The sequence below is a fragment of the Rheinheimera sp. F8 genome, assembly GCF_001518915.1.
The window spans coordinates 3,368,753-3,387,845 of the sequence record NZ_CP013656.1 but is presented as its reverse complement, the minus strand read 5'-3'; the positions used below and the strand labels follow the sequence as shown (position 1 = coordinate 3,387,845).

Sequence of the window (19,093 nt, the reverse complement as noted above, 5' to 3'; positions counted from 1 at the left end):
AACCTTTTGCAGCGGCGACAGGTCAGAAAACGCGAGCCTAATATTTTCAGGAGCATCACAATGACAAAATGGCTGATTTCATGTTCGCTGGCACTGACGCTGGTTCTTAGCGGTTGCGCCAGCAATGGTGGCCAGACCGCGGATCAAAAGCGCCAGTCGATCGAACAAATGCGCGCCGGTACGCTGAACAAACTGTACAAACAGAAACCTTATGCTGCGGATTCTATTGAACGTGCAGCCGGTTATGCGGTGTTTTCCAATGCCAACGTCAATCTGATTTTCGCCAGCGCAGGCGGCGGCCATGGTGTGGTTCACAGCAATAACGGCACTGTGACTTATATGAAAATGGGCGAGATCGGTCTCGGTCTTGGTATCGGTGCAAAAGATTACCGGCTGGTGTTTGTGTTCCACAATCAGCAGGCGTTAAATCGATTTGTCGACGATGGCTGGGCTTTTGGCGGGCAAATGGATGCGGCGGCGAAAGCGAATGAAAAAGGCGACGCGATCGGCGGCGAAATCACCGTGGATAACATTACGATTTATCAGCTGACTGAAACGGGTCTGGCATTGCAGGCCACCATCAAAGGCACCAAATTCTGGCGCGATGACGCGTTAAACTAAGCGCCGGATTTGCCGGCGATAGTCACGCAGACTATGGTTAGAGCAGAATAACACCAAGGAGTAGCTATGCCTGTAAACGCACATCTGAATGTTGAGATCCGCGTACTGAATTTGTTTAACCTTGACAGCAGTCTGGAAGGGATTAAAGCGCACAAAGACGCCGACGACGAAACAAAGGCAGCCATCGCACGGCTGTATCAAAAAGGGCTGGTGACTCAACCTGACGGCGGTTACCTCACTGATTTGGGCCGCAGCTGTGCTGAACATGTGCAGACCGCTCTCAGGATCTTAGCCGTTTAAGTTTAGGTTTTAACCCTTTCATTATTTGCCGGGCCTGAATTAAACCATCAGGCTCGCCATTAAATTGCCAGCGTAGATAAGCGTCCAGACAGCCAGATAATTCCGGCATCAGCACAGGATGTTGCCTGGCCCATTCCTGCAAATACTGTTGATAACTTTGTTGTGGCACCTTTGCCTTCAGCCCTAATAACGGCTGGAATAACTGTTCCACTGGTTGCAAACGTGGCCGGCGCCACCACCAGAATGCCAGTGCCAGAGCCGGCAGTATCAATACCCACAGTGCATAGTGTAATTGGAACCTGAGGTGTTGCCGCCAGTTGTTGAACTGGCCAAACAAACTTTGTTGTTGGCTCGAGTCAAAACTCAGCACCCACATCGACCAGTAATAATCCATATTCCGCAGCGGTTGCATCAGCCAAATCTCCAGCCGTTGCAGCATCCAGTCGCCGCCAAGGCCTGAAAATTCGGTGGCTGCGCTGTTGCCGGGCAGGTCACGCAACAATGCCGGTTCAATCAAAGCGGTCGGATCAAAAGGCCACCAGCGGTCATCCTGATAATATTCAACCCAGGCATGCGCATCTTTTTGCAGCACTTGCAGATAAGCACCATCATCCTGCCATCCCCCCCCCAGGTAACCGCCGATTAACCGGGCTGGCACACCGGCGGCCCGTAATAAAAATACTGTGCTGCTGGCGTAATGACTGCAGAATCCCAGCTTTCGATCAAACAGGAAAGTATCGATCTGTTCGCCGTTTATTTCTCCCGGTGACAGGCTGTATCTGAACTGTTGTTGCTGAAAATACATACCAATCCGTGTTGCCAGCGCCTTTGCTGCAGGGGCGCTTTGCTTCAGTTCCAGCGCCAGTTGTCTGGCTTTTGCATTTCCGGCTGGCAATTGCAGATAACGTGAAACGTCGCCACGAACCGGCAGCGGCTGCAGTGAACTGCTGAGCTGATAACTGATGCGCTGACTGAGCGGTTGCTCTGCGACGACCAGTGCCTCCCGGTTGATTGCGACATTATTACTGTGTTGGTGTGGCAAACCTAAAGCAAACAGACTGAATTGCTGATGGGGCTCAACGATCACGGTGTAGCGGTAGTGTGGGGTAGCGACAGGGGTCGGCGTGGTTTTAAGCTGCGGCCGTTGCGCCCGCCAGTTTTTGCCATCAAACAGATCGTAGATTTTTGCCCGGAAATAACGAATTTCCGCCGGCGGCGCTGTACCATCAAATCGTACGCGAAAAGCCAGCGCGTTTGATTGCAACAAGCTGGCGACAGCACCTGGTGCCAGATTGTCACTCAGGCCCGTCTGGTTCAACTTGGCGCCCGGTAATTGCCATAAAGGTGGCAAGCGCGGAAACAATACAAACAGCAGCACAGTTGCCACAGACATCAATGCCGCGACACGGCTCATCTGCCGCCATTGTATCTGCGGCTGTTCCCGGCAAAAGCACAAATGGTGACAATGCAGATTAACCAGCAAAGCGCAAAAAATCAGTACGGCCAGCCACAAGTCCTGATGCAGGATAAAAGCGCAGGCCAACAGGAAATAATGCACCCATAGCAGCTGAGACACATCAGATGGCCGTCTGGCCGACAGCCCGAGCAGGCGCAACACCGCAGCCAGCAATAAAAAATGAAACATCAGGTGCATGACACCAAGCTGACGACTGCTAATCAGCAGCGCAACCAGCATAGCGCCAGCCAGCAAGTTGTTTTTGGTCAGACTCCAGGGGCGCCCCCCACGATAAAGTTGCCACAATTTTGCCAGCAATAACAAAGCAAACACGGCCAGGCTCCAGCTGCTGTACGCCGGCAGTAACAACGCCCAAAGCAGCAACTGAAACAACCACAAACGCCATTGCAACCTGTGAAACAGCTGTGGGCTGATTTGATCGATGGCACTACTCACCATAATGCCAACGCCTGCAAGACCTGACGTAAATGCGCCGGACCACTGCCCACGGCAATGTCTGTGGGCGTTCTTCGCAGCCCAAACGGTTGCTGCGCCTGTTCAGCCCGGATCGCCCGCTCGGTCAGGTCCGACAGTTGTGCCTCCAGCGTCCTGAGGCGCGGATCTGCACTTAGCCACAAATCAGTACCTGGTAACGTTGTTGCGCTGAACTGATGGACCAGCAATTGTTGTTGCCGGCTGAATCGCTTCCAGTCCAGCTGACGCCAGGGATCGCCCGGTTGATACTGGCGTTGGCCGGACCATTCCTCGGCATCGTTTTGATTCGGATCGGCTTGATCGCCGGTAAAAGGGGCTGGGATCGGCGCCGGAAATACCCAGTAGCGGCAGTCCAGCTGCACGTAGCACCAACAGCGAACTAACCCAAACGGATAGACTGACTGCAGCCTGAGCCTTGGAATAGCAAAATAACCACGTTGTGGTGCCGGCAGTTCAAGCACCACAGTGGCGCCATCGACCGCAGTGAGCCGGGCAGGGTGTAGCCAGCCGGCATCCAGCGCCTGCGGTGATCCGGTCCGGCGCTGCAGACTCAGCAAAATAGCGGCGTTTTGGCCGGCAAACACGTCGGCCAGTGGCCGTGCCGACAGCTCGCAATGATGCAGATTCAGAAATGCCAGCACGATAGTGCTGATTAGCAGCACCAGCAGCAGATAGGCCAATAGCAGGATCAGATTGTTCTGATAGTTGGTCCCCAGGATGTACAACAACAAAACCAGCGCTCCGATACCAAAACCAAAGCGGGTCGGAAACACAAACATAAATTTTTGTTGCAGGCGCACCTGTGCTGCGCTTGGCTGACGCGCGTCCAGCCAGCGCCAGACCCGCTGACGGAATTGCTGTTGCAGTCGGTCAATGATCCTGACCATTTCAGATATTACAAGGCGTATGATGCAGCAGCAGCGTGCTGGCGGCAGTTTCGCCTGCGTGCCCGCGTGGCTGCAACCGATGTTCGGTCACAGCAGTGAACACCTGCCGGATATCGTCAGCAGTGACAAAACTACGCTGGTCTAACAGTGCACAGGCACGTCCGGCCCGCACCAATGCCTTGGCAGCACGTGGCGATAATGGTTGCATATCGTCGCGCTGGCGGCTGTGCTGAACCAGATCCAACACGTAATGCAGCAGACTGTCGCTGCATTTAATCGTATCGACCTGCGCTTGTAGTTGCAGTAATCCTGCGGTGTCGAGCACTGCACGCATCGCTTCAACACGTCCGGCGGGTTGCTGTAATAGTTGTAACTCAGCAGCGCGGTCCGGAAAACCAAGACTCAGCCGCATCATAAATCTGTCGAGCTGTGATTCCGGCAAAGCGTTGGTGCCACTGTAGTTCTGTGGATTTTGGGTCGCAATGACAAAAAACGGTGACGGCAACTCGCGGGTTGCACCGTCGATGGACACCTGATGCTCTTCCATTGCTTCAAGCAAAGCACTCTGAGTTTTTGGGCTGGCTCTGTTGATCTCATCGGCTAATAACACCTGGCTGAACACCGGTCCCGGCTGGAACTTAAATTCCTGTGTTCTGGCGTCAAACAGGTTAAATCCGGTCAAATCGGCCGGCAGCAAATCGCTGGTAAACTGTACCCGGCGGTAGCTCAGGCCAAGACTTTGCGCCAACGCATGCGCCAAAGTGGTTTTGCCCATACCGGGCATATCTTCAAGTAATAAATGGCCGCCAGCCAGCAGGCAGGTCAGCGCCAGCCGGATCTGGTCCGGCTTGCCAAGGATCACCAGATTCAGTTGTTGCTCGACAGCGTGTAATGCATGTAACACTGGAATGTCCTTGTTTGTCTGGCACTTTGGCAAATAGTCACAAAATTCGTATACTGGCGCAACTTCTTTAGGCGCAAGGACAATGCCCTTGAAAATCCTGTTTGTTTGTCTTGGCAATATCTGCCGTTCACCGACTGCGCATGCGGTATTTCGTCAACTCGCGACGACACAAGGTCTGCCTTGTGCAGTGGAATCTGCTGGTACCAGTGCCTCGCACAAAGGCGATGCGCCGGATCCGCGGAGCATTAAAGCAGCAGCAGATTATTCGTTTAAGGGCATCAAATCCCGCCCGGTATTAAGCACCGACTTTGTTGAATATGATTTGATTCTGGCGATGGATCAGCAAAATCTGGCTGATCTGATCAAACGTTGTCCGCCGGAACACCAACATAAACTGAAATTGCTGATGCAGTACCACCCGGAATTTCCAAAGTGGCAGGAAGTACCAGATCCTTATTATGGCGGGCCACGCGGATTTGCCGTAGTTTTTGATTTAATTGAGCAGTCTTGTCAGCAATTGCTGCGCCAGTTAAAGCAAGGCTGACGATTAAATAGCCGTTTATACGTCCAGATTGAAATTTATCCGGTGAAAACGTTGAATTTCACAGCGGCTGCCTTTACCTTGTGCGGTGGAGCCATAACCCAAGTGAAATTAACATCCACAAACACCTGAAATAGGAATCTTAAAGTGACTACCTGGACGCCTCAAAGCTGGCGAGCATTTCCGATCCAACAGCAACCCCATTATGACGATCAGGCTTTATTAGCCTCGGTAGAGCAACAGCTGCATAAATATCCGCCGCTGGTTTTTGCTCAGGAAACCCGTGATCTGTTTAGTCAGCTCGGCCAGGTGGCCGAGGGCAATGCATTTTTATTGCAGGGTGGCGATTGTGCGGAGAGCTTTAGCAACTTTAATGCGCCGAAGATCCGGGACACTTTTAAAGTACTGTTACAGATGGCGGTGGTGCTGACATTTGCCGGCAGTTGCCCTGTGGTCAAAGTTGCCCGGATGGCTGGCCAATACGCCAAGCCACGCTCCAGCGATTTAGAAACGATTGACGGCATCAGCCTGCCAAGTTACCGCGGTGATATCGTCAATAGTTTTGAATTCACCGAAGCGGCCCGTCAGCCGGATCCAAACCGGCTGATGACGGCTTATCACCACAGTGCGGCAACGCTGAACCTGTTACGCGCTTTTGCCCAGGGCGGCCTCGCTGATTTACATCAGGTCAGCCGCTGGAACATGGGCTTTGTTGAAAGCAATCCGTTAAAAGGCCGCTACCAGGATATCGCCCAGCGGATCCAGGAAGCACTACGTTTTATGGAAATTTGTGGAATTAGCGCGCAGACGTCACCGTCTATCCGCGAAACTACGCTCTATACCTCACATGAAGCTTTGCTGCTGAATTATGAGGAAGCGCTGACCCGCCGTGATTCATTAACCGGCCTCTGGTACGACTGTTCCGCCCATATGGTGTGGATTGGCGAGCGGACCCGGCAACTGGATCATGCGCATATCGAATTCTTCCGCGGCATCCATAACCCGATCGGCGTGAAGATTGGTCCGGGCATGGATGAGCTCGACCTGATCCGGTTAATCGACAAGCTGAACCCGGACAATATTCCGGGCCGTATTACCCTCATCACGCGGATGGGCGCCGACAAGTTGGCCGACAAACTGCCAGCTTTGGTGCGTCGGGTGCAGCGTGAAGGCCGCAAAGTGGTCTGGAGTTCAGATCCGATGCACGGCAATACCGTCAAAGCCAGCAATGACTACAAAACCCGTGATTTTGAAGCCATTTTACGCGAGATCCGCAACTTCTTCGCCGTCCATCAGGCGGAAGGTTCGCATGCCGGCGGTATCCATCTGGAAATGACTGGCGAGCACGTTACTGAATGTACCGGCGGCGCTTATGGCTTATCTGAAAACGATTTGAGTCAGCGTTATTTTACACAGTGCGACCCACGGTTAAATGCCGATCAGGTGTTGGAACTGGCGTTTTTGATCGCGGATACGCTCAGAAGTGTGCGTAAATAAACTACCGGGTTGACCGGTCAAGGACAACCGATGCAGGATCTGCAAGCCAAAGTGCAAACCAGTGGTCGTAAATACCGGGTAGGCATTGTTGGCGCAGGCAGCATCGGTTGTTTTTTAACTGCCATTCTGGCGCAGGACACTGACTTAGAATTATTGTTGTTTGGCCGCGATTATATGGGCCTCGAACTGGCGGCCCATGGTCTGACGGCCAGCTGGCAACAAGGTGCCGAACATTTCCAGGCCAGCGTCGCTGCGGTCGCATTTTATACTTCCTACGTCAGTCTGATTGAAGCTGACATCGTCTTATTGACCGTCAAAGCGACCGCGCTGACGGCTTTGGTCCGCCAAATCAAACCGCATCTGCGGCCCGATGTGCCGGTGATAGCACTGCAAAATGGTATTGGCATCAGCGACATCATCCAGTCTCAACTGCATAATCAGGTGTATCGTGCCATCGTGCCTTTTAACGTCGTGAAAACTGCGCCGGGGCAGTTTCAGCAAAGCAGCAGTGGCGACCTGATCTGGCCTGCTACTTCATTTGCCGTGATGCAGTATCTGGCTAACCTGTTTCACGCGCAGGGACTGGCAATACAAATTGAAGCAGATATGCAGGCAGCAGAATACGGTAAGTTATTGCTCAATCTGAACAATGCTTTAAATGCAATTAGTGATTTACCGCTGCGACAGCAATTGCTGCACCGCGATTGGCGCCGTCTGTTGGCAGCTTCGATGCGGGAATGGCTGGCCATTTGCGCCAAAGAGCAAGTAAGACCCCGCCAATATACCGCTGTGAGTCCCACTTTATTACCACGCGTGTTAAACCTGCCAGACTGGTTGTTTCGACGCTTAGCCAGCCGGATGTTGCGGATAGATCCGGAAGCCCGTTTATCGATGTATCAGGATCTCCTGCAGGGCCGGCGTACCGAAATTGTGTTTTTAAATGGAGCTGTCGTTGCGTTGGGTCAACGCTATGGCATCGCCACACCGGTGAATCAGGCGATTGTGGAGTGGATCCATCAATACGAAGCGGGCAGCAGCATAAAACCTGATCCGGCCGACTGGTGCCGCCAACTGGGATTAAATTAACCGCTCAGGAACGCAGCGGATGGGCGCAATAGCGGTCATAACACTTGGCCAGCAGTACCAGCCCGATAGCGCCGGCGGCCACAGGCGTCAGCAAAAATAACCACCCAGGTTTACTCATCATCACGACTAATGCGGTGGCACCGGCCGGTGAATGTACCGTATGGGTGCGGATCATCAGCAAGATTGACAACGCGACGGCCGCTGCAGTGATCTCAGCACTGTTGCCAAAACTGTGCAATAACGCCAGAGCAATTGCAGCGGCTAACAGATGGCCGCCAATGACATTGCGTGGTTGCGCCAGCGGGCTGTCAGGGGTGGCGAATATCAACACCAGCGTCGCGCCAAAAGGCGCCATCAACAGGCTATAACCTTGCAGCCAGACGGCCGATTGACACAACAGCCAGATTGCCAGAAAAGCTCCGACAGACACCACTAATTGCCAACGAAAACGTGACATAAGCCAATAATCCCACGCAGCAACCACTGCGCTAAAGTTGATTGAAGTAGCAGGGTAGACAAATCAGTCTACCTCTGTCAATCTGTTTCTGTCATCCTGATGGAACACAGTTATGAGTAACACGCCAACAGCAGCGCTGCTGGATAAAAAACAACAATTAGTCGCAGCGGCTTTTCAGCTGTTTTATCAACGTGGTGTGCATCAGGTTGGTATTAATGAAGTGCTCAGCACAGCCGGTGTCGCTAAAAAAACTTTGTATCACCATTTCCCGGCCAAGCAGGAATTATTACTGGCCGTATTAGAGCAGCGGGCAACTGATTGGCTGAACTGGATGGCAGGGCGTTTGAGCCAGGCGGAGCGGGGTTCGGCCGCACTGGAAGCGTTTTTTCTGGCGCTGCAGGACTGGTTTGCCGGTGAAGTTCCGCAGTTGCACAGTTTTCACGGCTGTTTTTTTACAAAAGTTGCGTTAGAAGTACACGAGCAAGCTGTCCAGGCGCGTTGTCAGCAGTTCCGGCTGGATTTGGCGGCGTTGGTAGCCCCGCATCTGCAGTTATGTTGGCCACAAGAGCAACAGGCCAGTACGAAGCTCGGGCTGCTCCTTCTGCTAAAAGACGGCGCAGAAACAGCGGCCGCCTTAAACGCCGATCCCACTGCTGCAATGCGGGCATTGTCGCTGTGGCAATTGGCGGCCCGGCACCCAGCTTAGTATTTCTGCCGCTTCAGGCCGGTTTCTGCCATGATTTTTGCGCTGATCTCTTCAATCGACAGCGTGGTTGAATTTAAAAATGGCACCCGCTCTTTCTGGTACAGATTTTCCACTTCATCCAGTTCCAGTTTGCATTGGCGCAGCGACGCATAACGGCTGCCCGGCCGGCGCTGTTCGCGAATTTGGCTCAGGCGCTCTGGCGTGATAGTCAGGCCAAATAGCTTATTACGGTGCGGCCGCAATGCTGCCGGCAAACTCAACGAATCCATATCCTCTTCAACAAACGGATAATTGGCCGCTTTGATGCCGTATTGCAGTGCCAGATACAACGAAGTCGGCGTTTTGCCACTGCGGCTGACGCCGACTAAGATGATATCGGCCTTGGCGTAATCTTTCAGGTTGGCGCCGTCGTCATTGGCCAGCGCGTAATTGACGGCGTCGATGCGAAAATCATAGGTTTTTTCGTGAATACTGTGGGTGCGGTGGGTTTTGGGCTTGGCCGGAATGCCAAGTTCTTTTTGCATCGGCTCAACAAAAGCATTCAGGAAGTCGTAACAGACCCCTTCGGAGCTGTTAATAATCGCGCGCAGTTGTTCGTCGACAAAAGTTAAAAACACCAAAGGCCGTACTCCGGTAGTTTTATAACGATCGTTAATTCGTTGCTTGGCTTGTTCTGCTTTCAAGGCAGTTTCGACAAATGGGATAGTCACATGATCGAATTCGGCTTCAAACAGCGATAACAAAGCATGTCCGAACACTTCGGACGTTATGCCGGTACCATCAGAGATATAAAAGGCTGTACGCATCTGAAACTCCATTTGTTGTTATAAATTTTCAAGAAAAATTAGCATTTTAATTCAGACGGCCAGCAGTGTAGAATTATGTTGCTTTGGTGGCTGCCGCTGTAAGCTTACATAACCTGCAACAAAAATTGGAGACATACTGTGCAAGAATTCGTTGTTTGGTATCAGGATTTGGGCATGCACGATGTCCCGCGGGTTGGAGGCAAAAATGCCTCTTTGGGTGAGATGATTAGTAACCTGGCCGGCGTTGGCGTGCAAGTCCCGGGCGGCTTTGCCACTACGGCTGAAGCTTTTAACCAATTCCTTGAGCAAAGCGGCGTCAACGAGCGGATTTATCAGCTGCTTGATGGCCTCGATGTCGACGACGTGACGGCCCTCGCTAAAGCCGGCGCACAAATCCGCCAATGGGTTATAGACACACCATTTCACGCCGAATTCGAAACTGCAATTCGCCAGGCCTTTGACCAGCTGTGTGCCGGTATGGGCAACGATGCGTCTTTTGCAGTACGCTCCAGCGCAACCGCCGAAGATATGCCGGATGCGTCTTTTGCCGGGCAGCAGGAAACCTTCTTAAACGTGCGTGGTTACGAGCACGTGATTGAAGCAATCAAACACGTATTTGCCTCATTATTTAATGACCGCGCCATTTCTTATCGCGTGCATCAGGGCTACGACCACCGCGGTGTGGCGTTATCAGCCGGTGTGCAAAGGATGGTGCGTTCGGATTGTTCTTCCAGCGGTGTGATGTTCTCCATCGATACCGAATCGGGTTTTGAAGACGTGGTCTTTATCACGTCAAGTTATGGCCTCGGCGAAATGGTGGTGCAGGGCGCCGTCAACCCGGATGAATTCTATGTGCATAAACCAACCGTCAGTGCCGGTCGTCCTGCTGTGGTGCGCCGCACCTTAGGCAGCAAGCTGGTGCAGATGGTGTACTCCAGCGAGCAAAGCCACGGCAAACAAGTACGGATTGAAGATGTTGCGGCGGACAAACGCCGGCAGTTCTCTCTGACCGACGCCGAAGTGGAAGAATTAGCCCGTCAGGCGGTGACGATTGAACAACACTATGGCCGGCCGATGGACATCGAGTGGGCCAAAGATGGCATCGACGGCAAACTGTACATCGTGCAGGCGCGGCCGGAAACCGTGCGCTCGCGTGAAGACAGCAATTCGATGGAGCGCTACCAGTTACAGGGCAGTGCCGCTATCGTCACTGAAGGCCGTGCTATTGGCCATAAAATTGGCTCCGGTACAGCTAAAGTGCTGGCCAGCATTGCGGATATGGACCAAATCCAGCCGGGTGATGTGCTGATCACGGACATGACCGATCCAGACTGGGAACCGATCATGAAACGGGCCTCTGCCATCGTCACTAACCGCGGTGGCCGTACTTGTCACGCCGCGATCATCGCCCGCGAACTCGGTATTCCAGCCGTGGTGGGCTGTGGCGATGCCACCGAGACTGTCAAAACCGGCCAGCAAGTGACAGTCTCCTGCGCGGAAGGCGACACCGGCTTTGTCTACGATGCCATTTTGCCATTTAATGTCGTGACATCCCGTGTGGATGCGATGCCACCACTGAAAATGAAGATCATGATGAACGTCGGCAATCCGGAGCGCGCTTTTGGCTTTGCCAAGCTACCGCATGCCGGTATTGGTCTCGCGCGGTTAGAATTTATCATCAACCGGATGATTGGTGTGCATCCAAAAGCCTTGCTGAACTACAACGTACAGCCAGCTGATGTTAAAGCGCAAATCGACGAAATGATGGCTGGTTATGCCTCGCCGGTGGAATTCTATGTTGCCAAGCTGACTGAAGGCATTTCGACGCTGGCCGCCGCATTTGCGCCGGAACGTGTCATCGTGCGGATGTCAGATTTTAAATCGAACGAATACGCCAACCTGGTCGGCGGTCGCCAGTATGAACCGCATGAAGAAAACCCGATGATTGGTTTCCGTGGTGCTTCGCGTTATATCTCGGAAGACTTCCGCGATTGTTTTGCACTGGAGTGCGAGGCGTTAAAGCGGGTGCGCAACGACATGGGCCTGACCAATGTTGAAATCATGATCCCGTTCGTGCGGACCTTAAGCGAAGCCGAAGCGGTGATTGGTCTGCTGGCTGAACAAGGCTTAAAACGCGGCGAAAACGGCCTCAAAGTCATCATGATGTGTGAGCTGCCGTCGAACTGCCTGCTGGCAGAAGAATTCCTCGAATTCTTTGACGGATTCTCGATTGGTTCAAACGACCTGACCCAGCTGACTTTGGGCCTCGATCGCGATTCCGGTCTGATTGCGCATTTATTTGACGAACGCAATCCGGCGATCAAAAAACTGCTGTCGATGGCTATTTCAACGGCGAAAGCCAAGGGCAAATATGTCGGGATCTGTGGCCAGGGTCCATCAGATCACGAAGATTTTGCCGCCTGGCTGATGGATCAGGGGATCGACTCGGTGTCACTGAACCCGGATACCGTGCTGGAAACCTGGTTGTATCTGGCGGAAAAGTACGGCGGTTAATGGCTAAGTTCTGCTGAGACATGCACACGTAAAAGCCAGCCTTCGGGCTGGCTTTGTGTTGTCAGGCCAGCTGGAAGCCTTATAAATAGTGGCTTTTGTAAAATCATCCGCTTGCAATGTACCAGTTCAGCCTGCAGACTGTGCATCAGTTTTATTGCATACAGGAGGTGTCATGTCTTTAACCACATTGCAACGGGCGCAGGGCGCGCTGACGGCGGCATTGGCGGCCGATGCACTGGGCACCCAATTTGAGTTTTGTCAGCCGGTAGAATTGCGGCGCAAACCAGCCGCTGAGCTGTTGCAATTGCAGGATTGTGGCCCCTGGCACACGTTGGCAGGGCAACCAACCGAAGAAGGCGAACTGATGTTGCTGCAGGCCAGAATGCTGCAGTATTGCCGCAGTTATCAGGAAGATCAGGCGCTGTCGGCTTACCGTTATTGGCTGAGCACTGAACCTTTTGCGCTCGGCGCTTCGTTGCAACGCGCAATAGTTGGCGGGGCCGATGAAAAAGACTACACCGCCAATGCGCTGTCCCGTTTAACGCCTTTATGTATTCTCGGCGTGCATTATTCGCTGCCACAAATTGCCGCCTGGGCCATGGCCGACACAGCATTGACCCAAAATGCCGTACAGATGCAGCAGATCAGTGGGCTTTACGCCATGTTACTGGCCAAAGCCATCGATACCGGCGCGGATGCGGAGACGCTGTATCAGGATGTCGAGATCTGGGCGCAAGAGCTCAAAGTCGATCCGCAAATCCGACAAAGCATCCAACAGGCTTTGTTTATGCCGGGGAGCACTGATTTGCGTCAGCAAAATCCGGCGTTGGCGGCTTTTCAGAATTTGTTGTTTCAGCTGCTTTATGCGAAATCGCTGGGTGAGGCTATGGTCGACACGATCAGACTCGGTGGTGATACCGGCTCGAATACCGTCATCGTGGCAGCAGTGTTTGGCGCTATAGGCGGCATTGAACAGGTGCCACAGGAATGGCGCGATGCCCTGAAAAACTGCCGGCCTCAGGACGGCGTCACCGGGGTGGAACAACCGCGCGACGAAATGTTTTGGCCGGTTGATGCCGAATTGTTGGCGCAACAACTGACGGAGCTGACACCAGCCAGCGCAGCTGAAGCGAATCGCTGACTAAAGCCAGTGCTGCCGGCAGTCACCTGCTACCATTCGAATAATTACTGAAGTATATTGAGTAATAGGCGAATAAATTATTGGGTGACTGTGATGGCGATGCATGACAATCAGGCTACAGCGCAGCAAACCACCGCGACAGGCCAGTACATTTTCCGCCAGTCTGTAACCAACGCAGCAGCCATTGCGGCTTTTGCCCATGATATCAGCCCGCAGTTACCGGCAGGCGCGCTCAACACAAATCCGCTAGATCTCATCAGCAAAAGTCACGATGCCAGTTTTTACCAACTGATCCCGCAGCTTATATTACGTATTGATAATGTTGAACAACTACAGCAGGTATTGACCGCAGCTCAGCGCTATCAAGTTGGCCTGACGTTCCGCGCTGCCGGCACCAGTTTATCCGGCCAGACCCTGACCGATCAGGTGTTGGTGCAACTTGGAAATGGCTTTTGTTATAGCAAGGTCGAGCAGGACGGTTTGTTAATCAGCTGCGGCCCGATGGTCAGAGGCGGCGATGCCAACAGCATACTAAAACCCTATGGCCGGATGATCGCGCCGGTGCCGGCGTCACTGGCCAGCGCGACCATTGGCGGGATCTGCGCCAATAACGCTTCCGGGATGAATGCGCTGGATACCTATCAGGTGTTGCATGCAATAAAACTGGTGCTGGCGGATGGTACTGTGCTCGATAGCGCCAATCCAACAAACGTTGCTGCGTTTCGGCAACACAAGGCCGAGCTGTTGGCAGACCTCAGTGCAGTCGCTGCGACGCTGCGTAGTGACGCCGAACTCTGTAGCCGCATCCGGCGCAAGTACCAGCTGAAAAATACCACCGGCTATGGCCTGCGCGCACTGCTCGATTTTGATGACCCGCTGCAGATGTTGTGTCACTTAATGATCGGTTCAGAAGGAACGCTGGGATTTATCGCCGAAGTTACGCAGCGCACTATTGCGCTGGATCCCTACAGTGCCAGTGCGTTTTTGCTGTTTCAGGACCTGCAACAAGCCGGTCTTGCGGTCCAGGCACTGTCTCAGTTAGGGCGTCAGGTCGTCGGGGCTTGTGAATTACTCGACGACAAGGCGCTGACTGCGGTCCGGTATCAGGTGGGCGTTCCGCCGGTCGTGGCTGGTTTGGAAGCCGGTGTTACAGCGCTCTTAGTGCAGACTGGTGCCGAAACTACGGACTCCTTAGCGCGCCAAATTAGTTTGATTGAACAGACCATCGCACCGTTTAAAGACCCGCGTAGCCTGGCGTTTAGTACCGACGCGCTGGTGTGTCAGCAATACTGGAATGTGCGTAAAGGCGTTTTCCCGGCGGTCGGCGCCACCCGAGCCGCCGGGACGACGGCGTTGATTGAAGATGTCTGTTATCCGGTGGCGCGGCTGACCGAAGCGTTGGCAGCTCTGCGTACCTTGCTGAATCAACACGGCTACGCTGATGCTGTGATCTATGGCCATGCGCTTGACGGCAATATGCACTTTATTTTTGCCCAAGGGTTTTCTACCGAAGCCGACAAACACAGATATCAGCAGCTGATAGATGCGGTGGTTTGCCATGTCGTCGATGGCTTTGACGGTTCACTCAAAGCCGAGCACGGCACCGGCCGCAATATGGCGCCTTTTGTCCGGCGCGAATGGGGCGACAAAGCCTATGCCGCGATGCGCCGGATCAAACAGTTGCTGGACCCAAATGGTATCTTGAACCCAGGCGTTTTACTGAACGATGATCCGCTGGTGCACCTGAAACAGTTAAAACCACTGCCGATCAGCAATCCACTGATCGATGCCTGTATCGAATGTGGTTTCTGTGAGCGGGTTTGTCCATCACGCAATCTGACAATGACTCCGCGACAGCGCATTGTGGCAAACCGGCATCTCGCGACTTTGGATGCAGAAGGCAAAGCGGAATTGTCGGCCGACTTGTTGCAACATCATGATTATCAGGCGATACAAACTTGCGCCGCCTGTGGTCTCTGTGCCACGCAGTGCCCGGTGGGAATTAATACCGGCGATTTGACGCGGCAAAGTCGCAGTCTTGCCCAGCCTGAAGGTAAAGTCAGCCAAGCGCTGGCCGCACATTTTGCTCAGGTGACAACAATCGCCGGTGTGGGGCTGACGCTTGGACACGCCACTGCACGTATCGTCGGTGCCGGCCGGCTGCAACGGCTGACTCAGCGTTTACATCCTTATGGTTCGCCGGTCTGGCTCAGCACGATGCCAACCAGTGCCGGCGCGCTTGCGCCAGCGGATGATCAAAATGACGTGGATTTTATCTACCTGCCGAGTTGTGTCAGCCGGGTGATGGGGCCGCAGACTGACAATCCGGACCCGCGCAATCTGACTTACATCGTGCGCGCGCTGGCGGACAAAGCGGGCTTGCAGTTTAGTTATCCTGCCGAGCTCGCCAGCCAATGCTGCGGTTTGCCATTTCAGAGTAAAGGCCAATTTCATGCAGCAGCGGCCAAATCCAATGAGGTGCTGGCGGCACTATGGCAACAAAGTCAGCAGGGCCAACGTCCGGTCCTGGTCGATACCAGCCCCTGTGCGCACAAACTGCTGGAAGATGCGGCGAAAGATCCGCGCTACGCCCAGCTGCAGTTATTAGAACCGGCCAGTTTTGCGCTGCAGTATCTGTTGCCGCGCTTGCAGGTGACGCCGACAGCGCACAGCATTGCGTTGCATCAGACTTGCTCCAGCCGGCGCATGCAGGCCGACGGCGCGCAGTTGCAACTCGCTTCGCTGTTGAGCCACAATGTGGTGGTGCCGCAGGATATCCATTGTTGCGGATTTGCCGGCGACAAAGGCTTCCAGTTACCAGAACTTAATGCCGCTGCTTTGGCGCCGCTGCAAAGTCAGGTCGGTAGTTGTCAGGGAGGTTATTCCACCAGCCGCACCTGTGAAATTGGTTTATCCGCCCATAGTGGTTTGATTTACCAATCTTTGTTGCAGTTGCTGGACCAGCAATCCAGTGCAGAGCTGCTGCGCTGACAGCGCCGAAAATAGCGCCTGCATTTTTTGCGTAGCACCAGCAATAAAAAAAGCAGCACCAGGCTGCTTTTTCGATCCCTCAGGGTGATTTAACCAATCATCACCAGGCCACAGACCAGATAACCGACCAGCGCCAGCCCTGCGCAAATTAATGCATAGGGCAGTTGGGTGCGGGTATGTTCCAGCAGATCACAACCGGCAGCGACCGCACTGACGGCAGTGGTATCTGAAATAGGCGAACAGTGATCACCAAATACACCACCACCCAGAATAGCGGCCAGTACCAGCGGCGGTGGCAAACCAAGATTTACCACGAGCGGCATACCAATCGGGATCAGGATGGCAAAAGTGCCCCATGACGTGCCCGTGGTGAACGAAATCAGCGCGCCGGCTAAGAACAACATGGCGGGAACCAACCACAACGGTAATGATTCAGCCACCAACCCTGAGATGTATAAACCTGTGCCGAGGTTCTTCAGACTTTGGCCCAACGCCAGCGCCAGCAACAAAATACTGACCAGCCCGAGTAACTCACTCATGCCTTTAAAACCGATATTGACCAACTGTTGATGATTATATTGTTTGCTCAGCAGTAACATCAGATACGCAACCACACAGCTTAAAGTCGTGGCATATAACACAGATTTAGAGCCAGAACCTTGCGATAAATCGCCGTTACCGGTCCACAGCATGAAACCGACCATGCCGACAATCATCGTCAGTAGCGGCACCAGCATATAACGGGCTTTGGTTGGCGCGACTTCCTGCTCGTCATGACCGTCGATTTTATTCAGCTGTTCATTGGCGCGACGCATCGGCGCCAAATGACGCCCGGTCCAGATGGTAAAAAATACCAGCACCAGCGTGAAAATAGCGTAGAAATTCAGCGGAATGGTCGACATCAATACCGTTACCGGGTTGTCTTTGAGTTCATAGGGTGAAATCAACCCCAGTACATATGCGCCCCAGCCATTGAGTAAAATCAGAATACAAATTGGTGCGCTGGTACTGTCGATGATGTAGGCCAGTTCGGCCCGGCTGATTTTAAATTTATCAAACAAACCCCGCGATAAAATGCCGGCAGTCAGCACAGACAAATTCGATTCGATAAAAATTACGACGCCGGTAAAAAACGCCAGTAATTTACTTTGTCGGGCGGTTTTTGCCACACCACGATTAACCAGACTGGTGACCAGTGCCGCAACGCCGCCGGAATAGCGCATATACGCCATCAAGGCGCCGACCATCAGTGCAAACAGTAGCAGGCGGGCGTTACCCGGATCTGTCAGTACAGTAGTCATCGCTTCGAGTGTATTGACGGCACCCAGGGTGGAGGCACCAAATAACGAGCTACCGCCTTTGATTAACAGCAGCAGCTCTGCGCTGAATAATGATAAAACCAATGCGACTATTACTTCTTTACGCCACAATACCACCGCAATTGCCACAACTGCTGGTATCAGCGTCATCCATTCAGCCAAAATTTCACCTCAATTCAACCAATTAAAAATTTAGAATGGCACTTGTTATTCTAATGTCAGTGCCAGACTTTCAGGTCCGCTCAGACTGTCAGGAAAATACTTTTCCAGCAAGGCCCATAGCACTGCCACAGTCTCAGCATCTAACTCACCGCTGACCCGGTTTGGCACAAAATGGCGCTGGAATGCCAGCAATACATCGCGGCTTTGTGCATCCCATTCACCGGTAACACCAATGCCATAGCCATAGCGTTGCAAGGCGCGTTGCACCATGCGTGCATCAGGTATGGCCTTAATACCTTGCCAGTATTTTAATAACGTCTGATTGTCATACCAGGCACCAATGCCTTGATTTGCCAGCCATTGCCACGGAAAGCGCGGGCCAGGGTCTTGTTTTCGCGACGGTGCAATATCACTGTGCGCGACGACCCGGGTCGGGCTGATCTCAGGGTTTCGCGCCAAAATATCTTTCAGTAACTTGGTTAGTAACTGCAGCTGGGCCGGGTCAAAATCCGGTGTCAGGCATAGCTCGTTGTTACCGGGTTCAGCAAAAGGCACGGTACGTTGATGACACCAACCCAGATTGACCAGTTCAATGCCGATCGACTGGTCATTCAGCGCGCTGCGATCTTCCCAGCGGCTGGCGCCGGCGTGCCAGGCCCGTTGTGTTTCCGGCACCAGTTGATAAACCTGCAGCTGCTTGTCGGCAGGATAGGTTGGATCAAAGCTTTCCGGGATCAGATAATGTGCACTGACTGCCGTTGCGCCTGGCTGAGTCAGTGCTTTTAGCGAACGTTCCCAGTTAATTGCCGTGTAATGCAACACCAACAGCCGAACCCGTTCATTACGGTTCACCGACTGGTGCTCGGTATTGATTAGCACCGGGCCGGATTGACTGCAACTTTGCAGCAACATGGCCAGTAACATCACCAGTAACAGATACATCGTTTGGTAAGCGAAAAGAGCGCTCAGCGGCTTGCTCAAATAAACCATGTTCTGCTCCGGGATATCAGAAAGTAACGACTATTTTCTAGCACAAATATTCATCAGATTATATATTTGAGGAATAATATATTACGACTATAATCTCGCCAATATGCCACTGTAACTCTGTATTTTAAAGGGGTACTGATGAGGTTTGCCAATTTTATCGCGAAATTCAGGCATAAGTCATTCGTATAAGAAGTGGCTTTTCTTCTTATCTGAAATTGCG

General features: G+C 53.0%; 16 protein-coding genes. 9 read left to right on the top strand and 7 right to left on the bottom strand.

Going from position 1 to position 19,093, the window contains the following annotated elements:
- The first annotated feature begins 60 nt into the window (after positions 1–60).
- Both ATY27_RS15135 and ATY27_RS15130 read left to right on the top strand, forming a co-directional pair.
- Entirely contained in the window at positions 61–621 is a 561-nt protein-coding gene (locus ATY27_RS15135; RefSeq protein ID WP_208931458.1) for a YSC84-related protein, read from the top strand.
- 66 nt (positions 622–687) lie between these two features.
- Positions 688–921, top strand: coding sequence for a TIGR02647 family protein (locus tag ATY27_RS15130; RefSeq protein WP_208931457.1), 234 nt, complete (start codon positions 688–690; stop codon positions 919–921).
- Here ATY27_RS15130 and ATY27_RS15125 read toward each other — a convergent pair.
- From ATY27_RS15125 to ATY27_RS15115, 3 genes are read right to left on the bottom strand one after another with little or no spacing between them, the layout of a single operon-like run.
- Positions 902–2,836: a DUF3488 and transglutaminase-like domain-containing protein gene (locus tag ATY27_RS15125; RefSeq protein ID WP_208931456.1), complete on the bottom strand. Its 1,935-nt coding sequence runs from the start codon at positions 2,834–2,836 to the stop codon at positions 902–904. The genes ATY27_RS15130 and ATY27_RS15125 overlap by 20 nt on opposite strands.
- On the bottom strand, positions 2,830–3,759 hold the full coding sequence (locus ATY27_RS15120) for a DUF58 domain-containing protein (protein WP_208931455.1): 930 nt from the start codon (positions 3,757–3,759) through the stop codon (positions 2,830–2,832). Before ATY27_RS15120 ends, ATY27_RS15125 begins: the two co-directional genes overlap by 7 nt.
- A 1-nt stretch (position 3,760) precedes the next feature.
- Entirely contained in the window at positions 3,761–4,669 is a 909-nt protein-coding gene (locus ATY27_RS15115; RefSeq protein ID WP_208933508.1) for a MoxR family ATPase, read from the bottom strand.
- An 82-nt stretch (positions 4,670–4,751) separates the two neighbouring features.
- Here ATY27_RS15115 and ATY27_RS15110 point away from each other — a divergent pair, with 82 nt between their 5' ends.
- The 3 genes from ATY27_RS15110 to ATY27_RS15100 all read left to right on the top strand — a co-directional run bounded on the left by ATY27_RS15110 (position 4,752) and on the right by ATY27_RS15100 (position 7,787).
- A complete protein-coding gene (locus tag ATY27_RS15110; RefSeq protein ID WP_244151325.1) occupies positions 4,752–5,207 on the top strand; it encodes a low molecular weight protein-tyrosine-phosphatase in 456 nt (151 codons plus the stop codon).
- 144 nt (positions 5,208–5,351) lie between these two features.
- Complete coding sequence (locus ATY27_RS15105; RefSeq protein WP_208931453.1) at positions 5,352–6,701, top strand: 3-deoxy-7-phosphoheptulonate synthase class II; 1,350 nt, start codon at positions 5,352–5,354, stop codon at positions 6,699–6,701.
- A gap of 30 nt (positions 6,702–6,731) precedes the next feature.
- Positions 6,732–7,787, top strand: coding sequence for a 2-dehydropantoate 2-reductase (locus ATY27_RS15100; RefSeq protein WP_208931452.1), 1,056 nt, complete (start codon positions 6,732–6,734; stop codon positions 7,785–7,787).
- 4 nt (positions 7,788–7,791) lie between these two features.
- Here the strand turns inward: ATY27_RS15100 and ATY27_RS15095 are convergent, their stop codons facing one another.
- Positions 7,792–8,244 (bottom strand): HPP family protein, encoded by a 453-nt coding sequence (locus ATY27_RS15095; RefSeq protein ID WP_208931451.1) that lies wholly within the window; start codon positions 8,242–8,244, stop codon positions 7,792–7,794.
- A gap of 112 nt (positions 8,245–8,356) precedes the next feature.
- Between ATY27_RS15095 and ATY27_RS15090 the strand changes: the two genes are divergently transcribed.
- On the top strand, positions 8,357–8,950 hold the full coding sequence (locus ATY27_RS15090; protein ID WP_208931450.1) for a TetR/AcrR family transcriptional regulator: 594 nt from the start codon (positions 8,357–8,359) through the stop codon (positions 8,948–8,950).
- On the opposite strand, the gene ATY27_RS15085 is transcribed toward ATY27_RS15090, so the two are convergent.
- On the bottom strand, positions 8,947–9,756 hold the full coding sequence (locus tag ATY27_RS15085; RefSeq protein ID WP_279614562.1) for a pyruvate, water dikinase regulatory protein: 810 nt from the start codon (positions 9,754–9,756) through the stop codon (positions 8,947–8,949). The two genes, ATY27_RS15090 and ATY27_RS15085, sit on opposite strands and share 4 nt — an antisense overlap.
- A gap of 138 nt (positions 9,757–9,894) precedes the next feature.
- Here ATY27_RS15085 and ppsA point away from each other — a divergent pair, with 138 nt between their 5' ends.
- From ppsA to ATY27_RS15070, 3 genes are all read left to right on the top strand, one after another.
- Positions 9,895–12,270 carry a phosphoenolpyruvate synthase gene (gene ppsA / locus ATY27_RS15080; protein WP_208931448.1) on the top strand — a complete coding sequence of 792 codons (2,376 nt, stop codon included), beginning with the start codon at positions 9,895–9,897 and terminating at the stop codon, positions 12,268–12,270.
- Positions 12,271–12,442: 172 nt separating this feature from the next.
- The gene (locus ATY27_RS15075) at positions 12,443–13,411 is read left to right on the top strand and encodes an ADP-ribosylglycohydrolase family protein (protein WP_208931447.1); all 969 of its coding nucleotides are present in this window, start codon (positions 12,443–12,445) and stop codon (positions 13,409–13,411) included.
- 93 nt (positions 13,412–13,504) lie between these two features.
- Positions 13,505–16,402, top strand: coding sequence for an FAD-binding and (Fe-S)-binding domain-containing protein (locus ATY27_RS15070; protein WP_208931446.1), 2,898 nt, complete (start codon positions 13,505–13,507; stop codon positions 16,400–16,402).
- An 89-nt stretch (positions 16,403–16,491) separates the two neighbouring features.
- Here ATY27_RS15070 and ATY27_RS15065 read toward each other — a convergent pair whose 3' ends face one another.
- Together ATY27_RS15065 and ATY27_RS15060 are read right to left on the bottom strand one after the other, a co-directional pair.
- Positions 16,492–17,883 (bottom strand): Na+/H+ antiporter NhaC family protein, encoded by a 1,392-nt coding sequence (locus ATY27_RS15065; RefSeq protein WP_244151324.1) that lies wholly within the window; start codon positions 17,881–17,883, stop codon positions 16,492–16,494.
- Positions 17,884–17,928: 45 nt separating this feature from the next.
- A complete protein-coding gene (locus ATY27_RS15060) occupies positions 17,929–18,873 on the bottom strand; it encodes an N-acetylmuramoyl-L-alanine amidase (protein WP_208931445.1) in 945 nt (314 codons plus the stop codon).
- Positions 18,874–19,093 lie beyond the last annotated feature (220 nt).